Origin of the sequence: Mycobacteroides abscessus ATCC 19977, assembly GCF_000069185.1 — a bacterium.
Taxonomy (GTDB): domain Bacteria; phylum Actinomycetota; class Actinomycetes; order Mycobacteriales; family Mycobacteriaceae; genus Mycobacterium; species Mycobacterium abscessus.
On the sequence record NC_010397.1, the window covers coordinates 4,142,714 to 4,161,587 of the forward strand.

The 18,874-nt window shown below is 63.4% G+C and carries 3 protein-coding genes; all 3 read right to left on the reverse strand.

Annotation, left to right across the window (positions count from 1 at the left end; genetic code table 11):
• Positions 1 to 140: 140 nt before the first annotated feature.
• The 3 genes from MAB_RS20775 to MAB_RS20785 are packed head-to-tail and all read right to left on the reverse strand — an operon-like array spanning position 141 to position 18,501.
• Positions 141 to 7,886 (reverse strand): non-ribosomal peptide synthetase, encoded by a 7,746-nt coding sequence (locus MAB_RS20775; RefSeq protein WP_005086331.1) that lies wholly within the window; start codon positions 7,884 to 7,886, stop codon positions 141 to 143.
• Positions 7,883 to 18,247: a non-ribosomal peptide synthetase gene (locus MAB_RS20780; protein ID WP_012296729.1), complete on the reverse strand. Its 10,365-nt coding sequence runs from the start codon at positions 18,245 to 18,247 to the stop codon at positions 7,883 to 7,885. Before MAB_RS20780 ends, MAB_RS20775 begins: the two co-directional genes overlap by 4 nt.
• A gap of 23 nt (positions 18,248 to 18,270) precedes the next feature.
• A complete protein-coding gene (locus MAB_RS20785) occupies positions 18,271 to 18,501 on the reverse strand; it encodes an MbtH family protein (RefSeq protein ID WP_005062145.1) in 231 nt (76 codons plus the stop codon).
• Positions 18,502 to 18,874: the final 373 nt, after the last annotated feature.

Sequence of the window (18,874 nt, forward strand, 5' to 3'; positions counted from 1 at the left end):
CTCGCGAATGACATCTCCTACCGAATCAGCCCGAATTACGCTGGGCGCGTTCAATAGACATGTATTCATCCCGACCCGAAGTGGCTGGATTCAATTAACCATCACGGGAATTGCATCGCGGCGTCATCCGCTACCGCACGTTAAAGCAACCCATGCAATTGAAGGTCACTCGCATATTTTGCGATGATCGGCGCCGATACCTGCGGAATATCGTGGTCGGAACCGATTTTCGCCTTCCGGACGGCCGCGTGAAAACGGTCTGCCGGTGCCATTGGCCCCCGCACGGGTTCCGGCGGCTGACCATCCCAACCGTGGTCCTGCAGGATCTTCAGCATCTGCAACACCGACCCCTGGCGCTGGTGATCGGGCAAGGCGTGCAGACGAGCCTCGAACTGCCGCACCCACTCGCCGAAATCGTCAATGCGTTCGATCGGATGACCGGCTTCGATCAACCAGTCGACGTACTCGTCGATCCCGATGCCGTCGTCATGCGGATTCATCACGTGGTAGGTCTCAAAATCCGCAGATCCGTCGAATGAGCCGGCGGCACCGCCTCCCAGGGCCGTGATCGCCTCCGCCACAAATTCCACCGGCAGCCCGTCGAAGTGCGCGCGCTGCCGATTCCCGTCGGCATCGAGCTGGTAAACGGAGTACGGCGCCACTCCCGTCGCGACGACGCTGAGCACCATGCGGGCCACCGTGTCCGAAGCGTTCACCTGACCGGCATAGCTCGTGTCAACCATGATCATCCCGGAACGGAACACCTTGACCGGCAACCCAACCTGCTCATGAGCTTCCCGCAGCAGCACCTCGCCCGCCCACTTGCTATTGCCGTACCCATTGGCGTAACTGCCATCGGACGGCCTGGTCGCGCTGATGACTCGAATATCGGCGTCTTCGCGGAATACCGACTTCTCGATCTCACGGCCCACATCGGCCGTCGAAATGTAGGTGTATGGCTTGAGTTTTGTTGTCAGCGCAAACCGGATGAGTTCGGCCGTGCCCACCACATTGGGCCCGAACAGCTCGCTATACGGCAGCACGCTGTTGACCAGTGCCGCAGAATCGACAATCAGGTCGACGGTATCGGCCAGCCTCTGCCAAGTGTCCTGATCCAGCCCGAGGCTGGGTTCGGCCTTGTCTCCGGCGATCACCTGTAGCCGGTCGGCCGCCAGCGCCTCGTACACCCGGATGAGTTCCGGGTCACCGCTGTCGAATGTCTTGTCCAGACGCCGGCGTGCCTCTTCGTCAGACTTGGCCCGCACTAAGCAGATCAGTGTGCCGTCGACCTGCTCCAACTCCCTGAGCCATTGCAGCACCAGATACCGCCCCAGAAAGCCGGTGGCTCCCGTCAACAGCACCGTCCGCGCTGTCGCTTCGGCGCGCGGCAGCGTCGGGGCCTTCTGCAGCGTGGCCTCATCGATGAATTTATCCAGGGTGAGGTCACTGGCCCTCACCTCGGTGGCGCCCGGTCCGTGCACGGAGGCATAGGTCGGCCCATTGGCCGGTGCACCCGCGGCGCCATCCAAATACCCACTCAGGCTTCGCACAGAGGGTGCCTCGAACAGCGTCCTTACCGCCAACTGGGCGTCGAACGACGTGTTGATCGCGGCAACCACGCGCATCGCCGAGATCGAATCACCACCGAGATCGAAGAACGAATCATCGGTACCGACGCGCTCGACTCCCAGCACCTGGGCGTAGATGCCAGCAACCGCCTCTTCCACCGCATTGGCCGGGGCCCGATAGCGGGCCGCATCGTCGTATTCGGGCGCGGGCAGTGCTCGCTTGTCGAGCTTGCCGTTCACCGTCAGTGGCAATGCTTCCAACCGCACCAAGGCGGCAGGAACCATATAGGGAGGCAGTCGTTTCGCCAATGCTGCGCGCAGCTCGGCCGGCTCGCCCGTTCCGATGAAGTACCCGACCAGACGCTTGTCGCCAGGTCGATCCTCGCGGGCGATCACCGCTGCCTGCTCCACGCCATCCACGTCGGCAAGTGCCGCCTGGATCTCACCCAATTCAATGCGGAAGCCGCGTATCTTGACCTGTTCATCGGCCCGGCCCAAATACTCGAGCTGTCCAACCGAAGACTCCGACACGCCCCAGCGCACCAGGTCTCCGGTGCGATACATGCGGGTTCCGGGCTCGCCGAACGGGCAGGCGACAAAACGTGCGGCGGTGAGGGCTTGCCGCTTCACGTAACCGATGCCCACGCCAAGTCCCGCGACATACAACTCGCCGACCACACCCGGCGGCACCGGCCGCATCCACCTGTCCAGCACGAACAGCGCCGCGTCGGGCACGGGAACGCCGATCGGCACCACACCCGATCCAGCGATCAACTCGCCGAATGTGGCATAGATGGTCGTTTCAGTCGGCCCGTAACCGTTGATCATCACTCGTCCGGGCGCCCATCGGTCCACTACCTCGGTGGGGCAGGCTTCGCCCGCGACGACCAACGTCAGGTTGTTCAATCCCTCAGGCGACAACATGCCGACCGCCGACGGAGTCTGGAACAGTACGGTGACTTTTTCCCGGATCAACAGATCACGGAAGTCATCGGGCGAGCGCACCACCGAATCCGGAATGATCACCAATCTGCCGCCGTGCAGCAGCGCGCCGAAGATCTCCCAGACGGTGATGTCGAAGACCAGGGACCCGGCTTGGGTCCAGACCTCGCCGGGCCCGGTGGGCATATGGGTGAGCGGGAACTTGAGCGCCTGCGTCACGTTGCTGTGCGCGATCGCCACACCCTTGGGCACGCCGGTCGTTCCCGAGGTGTAGATCGTGTAGGCGATGTCATCGGGAGCCGGCGTGAGCAACGGCGTATGCCCATAGATGGCGCCGGTGGGGTCGTCCTCGGCATCATCGAACTGGACGACAGACACTCCGGACCCATCGAATCGGGCGCGCAGTTCGGCGGTTGTGACGGCCGCGATCGGCACGGCATCGGAGAGCATGAACTCCAGCCGCGTGTCCGGCACGGAGGGATCGATCGGTAGATATGACGCGCCGGTCTTGAGGATCGCAAGAATCGCGATAATCGCCTCGTCGGAACGCGGCATCAACAGTGCCACCGACTCCCCTGGCGCCGCGCCGTAGACCGATAGCAGATTGGCCAATCGATTGGCGGCTTCGTCGAGCTCACCGTACGTCGTCGAGCGGCCTTCGAATGTCAGCGCCACCGCCTCCGGAGCGCGGTCGACCTGTTCGGCGAAAGCCTCCGGAATGGATAACACCGGCTCGGGTCCGCGCACCAGCACCTTGCGGTTACCCCAACCGTCGAGCTGCTTGTGTTCATCGGTCTGCAATACGTCCAGCGACGAAAGTCGTTGGTCCGCATCGGAAACCATGGAGACCAGCACTCGCTCGAACCGCTCGAACACTGCCTGGATGTCGTCCAGGCCGAACTTGTCCGTGTCGTACTCGACGCGAATCCCCAGCTCATGTCCCGGCAGCGCCATCACCGACAGCGGATAGTGGTTGTACTCGCGAGTGACGAACTCGGTGATGGCCAGTTCCTGCACGCCCATGAACGCACTGGTGTCAATGGGGTAGCTCTCGTACAGGAAGAGGGTGTCGAACAGTTGTTCATGGCCTGCGACATGGTGAATCTCGTTGAGAGCCAGATGCTCATGCTCGATGGTGTCGTTGTGGGCACTCTGCAGCTGTCCCAATAGTTCTGCAATCGTGGTGGAGGCGGTGGCACGCGCCCGCACTGGCACGGTGTTGATCAGCAATCCCACGATCGAGTCGGATCCGGCGAGCTCCGCGGGCCGGCCCGAAACCGCGGTACCGAACGCGACATCGTCCTGACCGGTCAGCACCATGAGCAGTTGTGCCCACGCGGCCTGGAGCACGGTGCTGACTGTGGTGTGCTGGGAGCGTGCGAGATCGCCCAGGGCTTGGGTGGTCTCGGCGGACACCCGGTAAGACTCGACACCTCTGGCGCCAGGCGGCGCCGGCGGCGCGACAAGAGTCGGTGTGTCAAAGCCTTCCAGGACCTTGCCCCATGCCGTGCGCGCCGCATCGAGGTCCTGGTCCGCCAGCCAGCTGACGAAACTCCGGTACGACGACGGAGCCGGAAGTCGATGCCCGAAGTAACTGGCGAAGATCTCCTGCAACAGGATCGGCAGCGACCAGCCGTCGATCACCACGTGGTGGAACGTGAGGACGAACCGATGTTGGTTCCCCTCCGTGCGGATCAGTGCCGCGCGCAGCGTCGGCCGATCGGCGAGGTCGCAGACGGCGGCACGCTCGGCAGCGCACAAATGCTGAATCTCTTCATCGGGAGTCAGGTCGTCACCGCGAAGATCGAGGTACCGCCACGCGATCACCGGATCAGCCAGAATCACCTGTACTGGATCACCGAACTGTGTGCAGAAGCGCGCGGCAAGATTGGGATGACGGCGCACCACGGTGTGTACCGCGTCGCGGAGCCGAAGCTGGTCGACAAGACCCGTCACGGTGATGTCGAGCTGCACTGCGTAGAAGTCGATTCCGGCCTCATCGCCTTCGAGCGCTCCCGCAGCGCGCGCGAATGTGGTGTGGAAAAGCAGACCTTCTTGTATGGGTGTCAGCGGCAGTACGTCGACAATCTTGTGCTGCTCGTGCAGCTCATCGATCTGCTGCTGGCTCAGTTGAGCGGGAGCGATATCGGACGGGGTCAGTCCACCGCCGCCACCGCGGACGTACGCGCAGATGCCGGCCAGGGCCTCGAACCACAGCTGACTCAGCCGCTGCACCTGTGGTTCGGTGACCGACGAGGGTGCCCACGTCCAACCGGCGCGCAGATGTGGGCCGGCCTCCTCACCGAGGCCGCCCTCCACAATGCCCGCATTGAGGTCCACCGTGTACATCAGCGGCATGGACACCGACGAGGCAACGCCCGCCGACGAGAGGCTGTCCTCGTTGATGCGCCACAGGTCATCGGTGAGGTCGGCGGCACCGGCACCGAGGCGGCCCAGGTAGTTGAAGCCGATGGCCGGTTCCGGTCCGGACAGATCCACGTCCGGATTCAGGTAGCGCAGCAGTCCGTAAGTCAGCGGATCGGGAAGAGCCCGCAATTGTTCTTTGGCGCTCTTGATGATTGGGCCTAGATCTGGGGACCCGTCGGCGATTTCCTTCCAGGAAAGTCCGCCGACGCTCAGGGACACCGGATACTTGGTGGTGAACCACCCGACAGTGCGTGACAGGTCGATATCCAGTCCGGCAACTCTGCCCAATTCCTCCTGGCGTCCGTGTCCTTCGACGCCGATACCGATCGAGGTGGTGTTGGAGTCCAGGAATTCGTTCCATGCCAAACCGAACGCGATCAGCAGAATGTCTTGTACACCAGCATGAAACGCTGCCGGCACCTCACTGAGCAGCTCGCGGGTGGTATCGGCGTCGAGTGATACCGACAATGTCTTCGCGGTGGCGTAGGTATCCAGTCCGGGCATTACGGCGGGCAGTGCCGCCGGCACCGCGGTCACCTCGCGCCAGGCATCGGCCGTTGCCACCACGTCCTGGGAACGCGCATGCTCGTCGAGTAGAGCGGCCCAACGGGCGAACGATGTCCCGCCCGCGGGCAGTTGGACCGGCTGTCCGCCATGGTGTTGCGCCCAGGCGATGTTCAGGTCTTCCAACAGAATTCGCCATGACACGCCATCGACAGCCAAATGGTGAATCATGAGAGCGAGCTGGCGGGAGTCGGGTACCCACACGGCACTCAATTGCGCACCGGCAGCCGGATTCAGGCGCGAGCGAGCCGCCACCAGCTCTGCGTCAGACAAGCTCTCTGCCACACGCAGGCAGGCACGCGCGTCAACAGTGCCCGTATCCGGAACCAGAAGCGACCAACCGCCGGAGGCGTCGCCGCTCTCGGCACGCAACCTCAAAGTGGCATGGCGGTCCAGGAGCGCCTGCAGGATGACGACGACATCATCCTCGGTTACCCCGACCGGAGCCTGTAGCACGATTGTCTGGTTGAACTGGTCTACGGGGCCCGGCACACCCTGCAACCAATGAATGATCGGAGTGGCCAGCACCGGGCCGATTCCGTCATCGACGATTCCGGCCCGGCCGTCCGAGAGGCTGGCCACCGCCGCCACTCCGCTTACGGTCTGCTCGACGAAGATATCGCGTGGCCGGCAGTGCACACCTGCCGCCCGAGCACGCGACACCACCTGCATCGACAAGATGCTGTCGCCGCCGAGATCGAAGAACGACTCGTCCACGCCCACTCGATCCACTCCGAGGACCTGAGCGTAGATATCGGCCAAGACCTTCTCGACCGGCCCGGAAGGCGCGCGGTAATCAGTTCCGACACTGCGGTATTCGGGAGCGGGCAAGGCACGTTTGTCCAGCTTGCCGTTGACGGTCAGCGGCAATGCGTCCAGGACCACGACGGCGGCCGGAACCATGTACGCGGGCAGCCTTTCGGCGAGCGCGTTGCGTGCCTCGACCGGATCGGCGGTGCCCATGATGTAGCCGACCAGACGCTTGTCGCCGGGACGGTCTTCGCGGGCGATCACGACCGCCTGCTCCACCCCGTCCAGCCGTGACAAGGCCGCTTGTATCTCCCCCAATTCGATGCGATAGCCACGGATCTTGACCTGCTCATCTGCGCGGCCCAGATACTGCAGCTGGCCGTCTTCGCCCCACTGCACCAGATCCCCGGTTCGGTACATCCGCGAACCTGGCCCACCGAATGGGCAGGCCAAGAAGCGAGATGCGGTCAGACCCGAGCGGTGCGCATAACCTGGCGCCACCCCGTTACCGGCTACGTACAGCTCACCGACCACTCCTTCGGGCGCCGGACGCAGCCACTTGTCCAGAACGAACAGTGCCGCCCCGGGCACCGGCGAACCGATCGGTGCCACGCCCGAGCCGGGGGTCAACGGCCCACTCATCGCCGCATAGATCGTGGCCTCGGTCGGCCCGTAGGCGTTGATCATCGTGCGGCCGCTGGTCGCCCACCGGTCCACCAGTTCTGGCGGGCAGGCCTCGCCCGCGACGATGAGCGTCGTCGACTCCAACCGTTCCGGTGACAACATTCCTGCCGCCGAAGGGGTTTGGCAAAGCACGCTGACCTTTTCGCTGATCAGCAGCTCGTGGAGGTCGTCGGGCGATGAGGCCACCGATTCGGGAACCACCACCAGGCGGCCGCCGTGCAGTAGTGCGCCCCAGATTTCCCACACCGATACGTCAAAGACCAGTGAGTGCCATTGGGACCACACCTCGCCCGGTCTGGCAGGCAGATCGGCGCGTACGGCGTCCACCAGCTGCGTCACGTTGTGGTGCGTCACCGCAACCGCTTTGGGAACACCGGTGGTGCCCGAGGTATAGGTCATGTACGCGAGGTCATCGGGTTCCGGGGTGGGCAGCGCCGAACTGGGCTGACCGTCGATGAGGGGATCGTCGATCTCGATGACACTCACATCGAGTCCCTCGAACCGAGAACCCAAGTCCGCCGTGGTGAGCACGGCCACCGGTCCCGCGTCCGACACCATGAACTTGATGCGCTCGTCGGGATGAGCCGGGTCGATCGGAAGGTACGCCGCCCCCGTCTTGAGGATGGCCAGTAGACCGATGATCGCCTCGCCGGAGCGTGGCACCAACAGTCCCACAACCTCTCCCGGGCCCGCTCCGTTACCCGCCAGCAGGTGCGCGATGCGGTTGGTGATCTGATCCAGCTCGCGATAGGTCCAAGACCTGTCCCGGCACACCAGTGCGACGGTCTCCGGCGCGCGCTCCACCTGGACTGCGAAAACCACCGGGATCGAGACGGGTTCGGCGGCGGGCTCGGTGAGCACCGCGCGGTTACCCCATTCGTCGAGACGGTCGTGATCGTCGTCGTCGAGAAGATCCATCGACAACAAAGTCCGGGTGGGATCGGCGCTCATGTTGGCTCCTTCTTCTTCCCTTTAACATCAGATGTCATGGCCTCCAGCACACGCTGGAACCTCTTGACCAACTTGCCAATTCGAACGGCGTTGAAGACATCGGTGTCAAATTCGACGCGCAGCCCCAGCTCGTGGCCCGGTGTAGCTTGGACCGCAAGCGGGTAGTGGTTGTACTCGCGATTGCTGAACCCGGTGATAGACAGCTCGTGCACGCGAGATAGTGCGGCCGTGTCGATGGGGTAGTTCTCGTAGACGAACATGGTGTCGAAAAGCTGGTCATGTCCGACCGCATGGTGGATCTCTTTGAGCGCCAGATGCTGATGCTCCAAGGTCTCCCCGTAGGCGGCCTGCAGCTGGTTCAGCAGGCTCGCGATCGTGGTGTCCGGTGTGATGGTCGCGCGGACCGGCACCGTGTTGATCAACAGGCCCACCATCGATTCCGCCCCGACGAGGTCCGTTGGCCTACCCGATACCGCGGTGCCGAACGCAACATCGGTCTGGCCGGTCAGCCACATCAGCAGCTGAGCCCATGCGGCCTGCAGCACCGTGCTGACGGTGGTGCGGCACGAGCGCGCCAGCTCGCCGAGCGCCTGGGTGGTCTCGGCGGACACCTCGAAGGATTCAACACCTCTGCGGCCCAACACCATTCGCCCCGGAGGGCCCACCAGCGTCGGGGTCTCGAAACCTTCGAAGACCTTGCCCCAGGCCGACCGCGCGGCGTCGTTGTCCTGCCCGGAGAGCCAGGTGACAAACCTGCGATAGGCCACGGGAGCCGGCAGACGTTCGCCGAAGTAGCTGGCGAAGATCTCCTGCAGCAGGATCGGCTTTGACCATCCGTCGAGCACGATGTGGTGATTGGTGACCAGGAATCGATACTGATCTGTCCCGGTTCGGGCGAGTGCGGCCCGGAAAGCAGGCTGGCCCGCCAGGTCGCAGACCGCTGCCCGTTCCGAGGCCGCGAGCCGCTCAACCTGCTCCTCGGCTTCGCTGTCGGCATCCAACTCGAGATATTGCCAGGCCAGTTCGGGATCTGCCGGAATGAGCTGGACCGGTTCACCGAACTCTTCGTAGAACCTAGCCACCACATTCGGACGGCGCCGTATCGCGCTGTGCACCGCGTCTTGCAGCCGTTTCGGATCCAGTGGCCCGCTCAACGCGACATCGAGTTGCACGGCATACAGGTCGTCGCTACCCTCCAGCCCTTCCGGCGCCAGGTTCGAGTGGAACAACAATCCCTGCTGCAACGGCGTCAGCGGCAGGACGTCGGCAATTTCGTACTGCTCGTCCAACTGATCGATCTGCTGCTGAGTCAGCCGCGCGGGCATGACGTCCGAAGGGCTCAGTCCTCCCCCGCCACCACGGACATGCGCACAGATTCCGGCCAGTGAGTCAAACCAGAGCCTGCTGATGCGGTCGACCTGGTTGTGACTCAGAGCCGACAGTGCCCACGTCCATGTCGCGTGCAGTCGCGCGCCCGCATCGGCGTCTTCCATCACGCCCGCATTGAGTTCGACGGTGTGTCCCAAGGGCGTTGGCACCGCTGTCGCGGCAGCGGTGATAGCCACCCCGTCCTGGTCGATCCGCCACAGGTCGTCGGACAGGTCGACACCGCCCGCACCGAGGCGGCCCAGGTAATTGAAACCGATCGACGGGTCGGGCCCGGCGACATCGGCATCCGGGTTCAGGTAGCGCAGCAGACCATAGGTCAGCCCGTCCGGCAACGTGCGAAGTTGTTCCTTGGCGCCCTTGATAACCGGCCCCAGCGCGGGGTCACCGGCCACCACCTGCGCCCAGGACAGCTCACCGACCGCAAGCGACACCGGGTACTTACTGGTGAACCAGCCGACAGTTCGGGACAGATCCGCGTCGGCCACGAACTCTTCGTTGCGGCCATGCCCCTCGACATCGATGCCAATCGGCGCTCCGGCCGAGCCCAGGAACTCGTTCCAGGCCAAGGCGAAAGCGATCAGAAGAATGTCCTGAACCCCAGCGTGATATGCGACGGGCACCTCGCCCAGCAGCTCGCGGGTGAGATCAGCGTCCAGCGATACCGACAATTGCCCGGCACTGGCATAGGTGTCCATGGTGGGGTGCACGGCCGGCAACGCCGGCGGAATCTTCTCCACCTGCCGCCAGGTGTCGGTCAGCGCCTCCACGTCGGCGGTTCGTGCGCGCTCATCGAGCAGAGTCGCCCACCGGGCAAACGACGTGCCGCCCGAGGGCAATTCCACCGCCTGCCCTCCGTGGTGCTGCGCCCAGGCGATGTTGAAGTCTTCCAACAGGATCCGCCACGACACCGCGTCGACAGCCAGGTGGTGGACGATCAACACCAAGCGATTCTTGCCGCTCTCCCATAGAGCACTCAGCATCGAACCGGTCGCGGGGTTCAGCCGCGACCGGGCATGGCGCAGCGCCTCGTCGGAAAGCGCTTCGACCGCGAGAAGGCACGCCCGAGCGTCCACCGTTCCCACCTCGGGTATCAGCAGCGCCCACTCGCCGTCGTTCTCCTCGGCACGTAACCGCAGTGTGGCATGCCTATCCAGCAGCGCCTGCAACACGGTCACCACATCGTCCTCGGACACCCCCTCGGGAGCCTGCAGCACGACTGTCTGGTTGAACTCGCCGACATTGCCGCCGAGTCCGTGCAGCCAACGGATGATCGGGGTCGCGACCACCGGCCCGGTGCCCGCGTCGACCACAGTGGCTTCCCCGTCGGCGAATACGGCGACCTGAGCCAGCCGCGACACCGTCTGCTCGACGAAGATGTCGCGCGGTCGCAGCAACAGTCCGGCGGCCCGAGCACGGGCCACTACCTGCATGGACGAAATGCTGTCTCCGCCCAGGTCAAAGAAGGAGTCATCCACACCGATCTGCTCGACGCCGAGCACCTGCGCGTAGATACCCGCCAAGATCTCCTCGACTGCATCCTCGGGCGCGCGGTAATGATCGGCATCCTGGAACTCCGGCGCGGGGAGAGCACGGGTATCGAGCTTGCCGTTGACGGTAAGCGGCAAAGCATCCAAAACCACCACGGCGGCAGGAACCATATAGGACGGCAGACGCTCCGCCAGGGTGGCTCGCACTGCCGTCGGATCCAAAGTGCCCGCCGTTGATTCGGTGATGTAACCCACCAGCCGCTTATCGCCGGGCCGGTCCTCACGGGCGATCACCGCCGCCTGGTCCACTCCCGCCACGCGCGCCAACGCCGCGTGAACCTCACCGAGTTCAATTCGGTAACCACGGATTTTGACCTGCTTGTCGGCGCGGCCCACGTAGCGCAGCTGTCCGTCTTCACCCCACTGCACCAGGTCTCCGGTGCGGTACATGCGCGAGCCAGGGGCCCCGAATGGGCATGCGACAAAACGGGTTGTCGTCAGATCGGAGCGCCCCAGGTATCCACTCGCCTGCCCGGAGCCGGCCACATACAACTCTCCAACGACACCCACCGGCACCTTCCGGAGCCAACCGTCGAGCACGAAGAAGGCAAGATGCTCCAGTGGCACGCCGATCGGGCTGCTGTTGCTATCGACATCTCCGTCATCGATTTCCCGGAATGAGGCGTGCACCGTCGTCTCGGTGATTCCGTACATATTGATCATGCGCGGCAGCCCTGGATGACTGTCGAACCACGACGAAAGCCGTTGTGGTTCCAGCGCTTCTCCACCGAAGACCACGGTCTGGAGCTTGAGTTGCTGCCCCATTTCAGGCTGCAGCGCATCAGCAGTCTGCAACGCATAAAACGCCGAGGGCGTCTGGCTCAGCACGCTGACTTCCTCGCTGACGAGCAAGGCATGCAACTCTTCTGGTGAGCGGACAACCGCGTCCGGCACGACGAGCAATCGTCCGCCGTACAACAGCGCACCCCAGATTTCCCACACCGAGTAGTCGAATGCCAGCGAATGGCATTGGGTCCAGACCTGCCCCAAAGCCAATTCCGCGTCGAGCGATTCCAGCAGCTGCGCGACGTTGCGGTGGGTCACCGCAACGCCCTTGGGAGCACCGGTAGTACCCGACGTGTAGATGATGTACGCGATGTCATCCACCGCCGGAACAGGCAACGTGGTGTCATTCTGCGCGCTGACCGCCGGATCGTCGATATCGATCACCGGCACACCGGAGGCGCTGAGGCGCGGGAGCAGTTCCGCCGTGGTGACCGCGACGATTGGGGCGGCGTCACCCAACACGAAGTCGACGCGCGAATCGGGATGGGCAGGATCGATCGGCAGATACGCCGCTCCGGTCTTGAGCACAGCCAGGATGGCAGCGATCGCTTCGCCGGTACGCGGCAGCAGCAGTGCCACACGCTCACCGGGACGAGCACCGTGGGTCACCAAGTGGTTCGCCAAACGGTTCGCGGTGGCGTCCAATTCACCGTAGCTCCACGACCGTTCACCACAGGTGATCGCGATCGCCTCCGGGGCGCGTGCCACCTGCGCGGCGAAAAGTTCCGGAATCGATGTCAACGCAGGCTCCGGCCGGATCAACACCGCCCGGTTACCCCACTTGTCCAACCGGTCGTGTTCGCCGGCATCGAGTAGATCGATCGACGACAGCCTCGTGGCCGGGTCAACGGTCATGGCCGCCAGCACCTGACGCAGTTTGTCGACGACGGTATCGATTTCCGCCGAATCGAAGACATCGGTGTCGAATTCGACGCGCAGGCTCAGTTCATTGCCCGGCATAGCCACCACCGACAACGGGTAATGGTTGTACTCGCGGCTGCTGAAATCGGTGATGCCGAGCTCCCGCGCACCGAGCAGCGCGTCGGCGTCGATCGGATAGTTCTCGTACACGAATAGTGTGTCGAAGAGCCTATCCAATCCAATCGCATGATGAATTTCGTTGAGCGCCAAGTGCTCATGCTCAACGGTGTCATTGTGCATGCGCTGCAACTGATCCAGTAGATCGGCAACGGTGGTCGCGGCAGTGATGTTCGCACGCACCGGCACCGTGTTGATCAGCAGGCCAACCATCGAATCGGCACCGGCCAAGTCGGCGGGACGCCCCGACACCGCCGTACCGAACGCGACGTCGTGCTGACCGGTCAACCACGTCAGCACCTGAGCCCACGCGGCCTGTAGAACCGTGTTGACGGTGGTGTGCTGCGCACGGGCAAGTTCACCCAGTGACCGGGTGATGTCCTCGGAAATCCGATAGGACTCCACTCCCCGACGCCCTGCGGTGGCGAGCGATCCCACCAAGGTGGGGGCCTCGAAACCGTCGAGAGCCCTACCCCACACCGATTGCGCGGCAACGCGGTCTTGCCCAGCGAGCCACGTGACGAAGTTGCGGTAGGGAGCGGGTGCAGGCAGCTGGTGTCCGTAGTAGATGCTGAAGATCTCTTGCAGCAGGATCGGTAGTGACCATCCGTCGATCACGATGTGGTGTGCGGTCAGGACGAGCCGATGCTTGCCCACTTCGCCATCTTCGGCGCCGCCGAGCCCCGAGATAAGTGCGGCCCGAAAGACCGGCTCGGTGAACAATCGGCACACCGCGGCACGTTCAGCAGCACACAACTGTTCCACCTGCTGATCGATGTCACCGATCAATTCGACATGTTGCCAGGCGATTACCGGATCCGCGAGGATGATCTGTACGGGCTCTCCGTATTCCTCACTGAAGCGCGCAACCAGGTTCGGGTGGCGTTTGGCCACTGCACTCACCGCATCATGCAACCGGGCAACATCAAGGGCGCCGGTGAGAGTAAGTGCCAACTGCACCGCGTACACGTCGTCTTCGGTGGAATCTCCAGTGGCTTCCGCGAATCCGGCCTGGAATAGCAGTCCCTGTTGTAGTGGGGTCAGCGGGAGGACGTCAGAAATATCGTACTGCTGCACCAAGGCATCAATTTGCGGCTGGTTCAGTCGCGCCGGCGCCAGGTCGGAGGGCGTCAATCCGCCTCCGCCGGAACGAACATGCGCGCAGATTCCGGCCAGAGCCTCGAACCACAACCGACTCAAGCGATCGGCCTGGGCACCGTCCAGTGCCGATGGCGCCCACGACCAGTTGGCACGAAGCTCGGGGCCCGCCGCGGTGTCCATGGTGCCGGCATTGAGTTCCACCGAATGCGCCAATGGCATCGAAATCGCCGCGGCCACATCCGTCAGCCGCAAGCTGTCCGCACTGATCCGCCAAAAGTCTTCGGAAAGATCGCCCGCTCCCGCGCCCAGCCGGCCAAGATAGTTGAATCCGATTGTCGGCTCGGGCCCGGTCAGATCGACACCGGGGTTCAGATAACGCAGCAGCCCGTACGTCAAGCCGTCCGGCAACGCACGCAACTGTTCCTTCGCCGTCTTGATCACCGGGCCAAGAGCCGCCTCCCCGGCCGACACCTGTGCCCACGAGAGCTCGCCCACCGCCAGCGAGGCCGGGTACTTGGTGGTGAACCATCCGGTCGTGCGTGACAGGTCGATGCGGCGGTGAACAGCCTCGCCGATCTCCTCCTGGCGGCCATGTCCCTCAATATCGAAAGCGATGGGCGCTCCACTGACGCCGAGGAATTCGTTCCAGGCCAGCCCGAAAGCGATCAGCAGAATGTCTTGCACCCCAGCGTGAAATGCCGCGGGTACCTCGCCCAGTAATTGTCTGGTGGTCTCGGTGTCCAACGCTACGGACAACCGTCCCGCGTTCGCGTAGGTGTCAATCTCCGGCTGCACCGTGCCCACCCGGGCCGGCGTAGCCAGAACTTGCCGCCAGGTATCGGCTTGCTCCACCACATCAGTTGAGAGCGCATGCTCCGCCAGCAGCGCAGACCAGCGAGCGAATGACGTTCCGCCTGCCGGCAGTTCGATGTCCGCACCGCCATGATGCTGCGCCCAGGCAATGTTTATGTCTTCCAATAGGATTCGCCAGGACACGCCATCGACTGCAAGGTGATGGATGACCAGCGCCAATTGCGCGGTGCCGGGCACCCACACCGCACTGAGCATCGAGCCGGTGGCCGGGTCGAGTGCGGTGCGCGCGGCCACCAATGCCTCATCGGACAGCTCGCCGACAACGTGCAAGCGGTCGCGGGCGTCAACAGCTCCCGCCTCAGGAACAAGCAGCGACCAGTCACCATCGTTGTCCTGCAAGCGAAGACGCAGAGAGGGGTGCCGGTCCAGCAGCGCCTGCAAGACGATGACCACATCGTCTTGCGTCACGGAGGACGGCACCTGAATCACCAGCGTCTGATTGAACTCGACGATGGGGCCGTCGACGTCGCGCAGCCAATGCATGATTGGGGTGACCGCCACCGTACCGAGACCTTCGTCGGCCACATAGGCTTCGCCGCCGGATACTTCGGCCACCGCGGCCAGCCGCGACACCGTTTGTTCGATGAATACGTCTCGCGGCCGGCACAGTACGCCCGCCGCCCGCGCGCGGGCCACCACCTGCATCGACAGGATGCTGTCCCCGCCCAGGTCAAAGAAGGAGTCGTCGACACCCACGCGCTCAACACCGAGCACCTGTGCGTACACGCCCGCGAGAATCTCCTCCACCGCGTTGCCGGGGGCTCGATAGTCGGCCCCCAGGCCGCCGTATTCGGGAGCAGGCAACGCTCGGGTGTCCAGCTTGTTGTTGGAGGTCAACGGCAATGTCTCCAGCACCACCACTGCGGCCGGAACCATATAGGGAGGAAGACGTTTGGACAGAATGCCGCGAATTTCGGCGGGATCCGCGGTTCCGGTGACATACCCGACCAGGCGTTTGTCGCCCGGGCGATCCTCGCGCACGATCGCTGCCGCCTGGTCCACTCCATCGAGAGCGCCCAGCGCCGCCTGAACCTCGCCGAGCTCGATGCGGTATCCGCGGATCTTGACCTGCTCATCGGCACGGCCCAGGTACTGCAGCTGTCCGTCGTCACCCCACAAAACCAGGTCGCCCGTGCGATACATGCGAGTACCCGGTTTCCCGAACGGGCATGCCACGAAGCGTGATGCGGTCAGATCCGAACGGCCCACGTATCCGCATGCGACGCCATCGCCGGCGACATACAGCTCGCCGACGACGCCCGCCGGTACCGGCTGCAGCCAGGTGTCCAACACAAAAAGCGCCGCACCGGGCACCGGGGAGCCGATCGGGACCACAGCATCGGGCAGGTCGGCCTTGAGCGGAGCACTGATCGCCACACACATGGTGGTCTCTGTCGGTCCGTAGGCGTTGATCATCGTTCGGCCGGGAGCCCACTTGTCCACAACGGCAGCCGGGCAGGCCTCGCCGACCACCGCGAGCGCGGTCGACTCAAGGCCATCGGGCGAAAGCATCGCCACGGCGGACGGCGTCTGGGTGAGAACCGTGACCTGTTCGGCGACCAGTAGATCGTGGAAATCTGCCGGCGAAGCGGTGATCGATTCGGGAACTACCGCCAGCCGGCCGCCGCGCAGCAGCGCACCCCAGATCTCCCAGACCGAGACATCGAAGGCCAGGGAGTGGCACAACGGCCATACGCCTGGCTTGGGCAAACCGGCGTCCAACGACTGCATCAACTGCGTGACGTTGTGGTGCGTGACGGCCACGCCCTTGGGCGCCCCAGTGGTGCCCGAGGTGTAAATGATGTACGCGATGTCATCCGGCGCGGGAGCCGCCGGCACTAACCCAGATTGGCCTTCGGCTGGTGAGTCCGTGTGGGCATCGAGGTCAATGACGGCAAGACCGAAACCATCCAGCCGGCCCCTGAGATCAGTGGTGGTGATGGCCGCGACCGGGGCCGCGTCGCTGACAATGAACTCCAGGCGTGACGCGGGTACTGCCGGATCAACCGGCAGATAGGCCGCACCGGTCTTCAGCACCGCGAGGATGCCGATGACCGCGCGGGCCGATCGGTCCGAAAACAGGATTACCCGATCGCCGGGTCCCACTCCCCGATGTCCGAGTTGGATCGCCAAGCGGTCGGCGGCCTCGTCCAGCTCGCGGTATGTCAGGCTGCTTCCACCGAAGGTCAGCGCCACCGCATCCGGCTCGGCTGACACTTGCGCGGTGAACAGCTCAGGGATCGACACGGGTCTGGCGGCCGGGGCGGTGAGAATGGCCCTGTTGCCGAGCTCCGCCAGGTCCGCGAGTTCGTCGTTGACCAGGGAGTCCAGAGACGAAAGCCGCCGATCTGGATCGGCGGCCATCTCCGAGAGGAGGCGTTGCAGTCGGACCGCCAGATTTGGCACTCCGAATCTGGCGAAGGGCTCTCCGTCACCCGATGAGCTCAAGACCAACTGATCGCTTGCACCGATAAAGAAAAGCCCAAAATGGCCCATGGGGCCGTGATTGGTATATGACGCGGTCGCGGGCGCGCCAGCGAGGTCCAAGGTCAGTCTGGCCGGAATGAAGTTGACCGCAACACGGTTTCCCGCATGCCGGGGGCCCCGCAAGCCGAATTCCTCGTCCTCGAGGGTGTGCACCGGGAACCGCTGGTGCTGCAGCAGTTCACGAATGCGCGTATCCACATGCCGGCAGAACTCGGCGACCGTGGACTGTGGCGGGGCGTTGAGTACGAGCGGCACAACCCCGGCCATCATGCCCGGCAGCGTCCTGGAATCCGGATGCACGCGCCGGCTGACCGGGAAGTCCAAAGCCACCTCTGATCCAGAGGTGGACCAACCCCGCACCAGCAGCGCGCAGGCGGCGGTGATCACCGAGTATCGGCGAATCCGTAAAACCTTTGTCAGTTCCTTGATCTCACTGACCGTGACGTCGTCCATCTGAACGGAATCGGACGGCTTGTAGCCGTCCGATTCTTCGGAAGCGTGGGGCATCCGGTAGTCGAGCCCGCTGTCCGGAGGGAGGTTGTTGCTCCAGTACTCCCGATCCTCGGCGTATTCGGCGGACGCGACGTAATCCGTCTCCCAGTCGACGAGATCCTGGAGCGTGCCGAAGTAGGCGGGGGGAATGGGTTCGCCCGTGGCCAGCGCCGTATAGATGGATGCGACGCGACGGCTCACCACCGCCATACCCAAGCCATCCAGGTTGATGTGGTGGCACAAGCCGAACAGGTGGAACTCGTCGTCCGCGGTCCGGTACAACGCGAACTTCAGCAGCTGACCGGTCAGCGGCATCAGCGTACGTTGAATATCCGTCGCCTTTTTGCGAGCAAGACCGGCCGGATCGTCCGAATCGCGCAGGTCCTCGAACGCCAGCTCCAGATCCGAATGATCAATCGGGCGCTGGACGATCTGTCCATCCACTTCAAAGAACGCAGCGCGAGCGGGTTCGGCCTCCGTCACAGCTTGACGAATGGCCCGCTCAAGGAGAACTCGTTCTACTTGACCTTCGATCCGAACCAAAAGACCTAGCTGCCACTCGGCACCAACCAGACCGGTTTCCTGGGAAAGCCAGATATCTAATTGTCCACGCGAAAGCGGTAATGCCCGGTCCTCAGACTCCAACATTCGCCTACCCCCTCTCCGAAGGTTCAGCGCCCAAGACCCCCACCTTGCGCCAATCTCTCACGCAGGCTCTTCGGCCGGATATCGGTCCAGTTTTGTTCGATGTACTCCAGGCAGGCTGCACGGTCCGCTTCACCGAATACAACGCGCCAGCCGTCAGGCACGTCGGCAAAAGCCGGCCATAGGCTGTGCTGCTCCTCGTCGTTGACCAAGACGAAAAAGCTTCCCTTGTCATCATCGAATGGATTGATGCTCACGCTTTCTCCAGGTTGCTTCGGTGGACATCGCAAACATACGGCTGAATTTAGAGCGTTGTACGGGGTTTCACAAAGTTCTAATCTTCGTAACTTTGACACATTCCCATTCGCTGCTGCAACTAATTAGCCAGAACATCACCGTTGACGTGTTTACGCAGATCAAGTATGGTTACTGCGATTCCGATCTGTTGCGACAAGCGCACACATGAGTATACCAAGTCCAGGCCCGCTGCGTGAGTCGAGCTTTTTGCGATACCCGAGAGCAACCAAATTTCACTCCACCGCCAAGTGCCACAGCAAAGTACTCAACTAGAACTGGTGACGGTTGTTACCCAATATTGGATCTTGCTGGGAATCTTTGTCAAGTAGCTTG

What these genes read in the sequence shown, in the direction of transcription:
- MAB_RS20775 (WP_005086331.1), bottom strand. Translation starts at nt 7,886, where the DNA reads ATGAGCGCCGATCCCACCCGGACTTTGTTGTCGATGGATCTTCTCGAC.
- MAB_RS20780 (WP_012296729.1), bottom strand. Translation starts at nt 18,247, where the DNA reads ATGTTGGAGTCTGAGGACCGGGCATTACCGCTTTCGCGTGGACAATTA.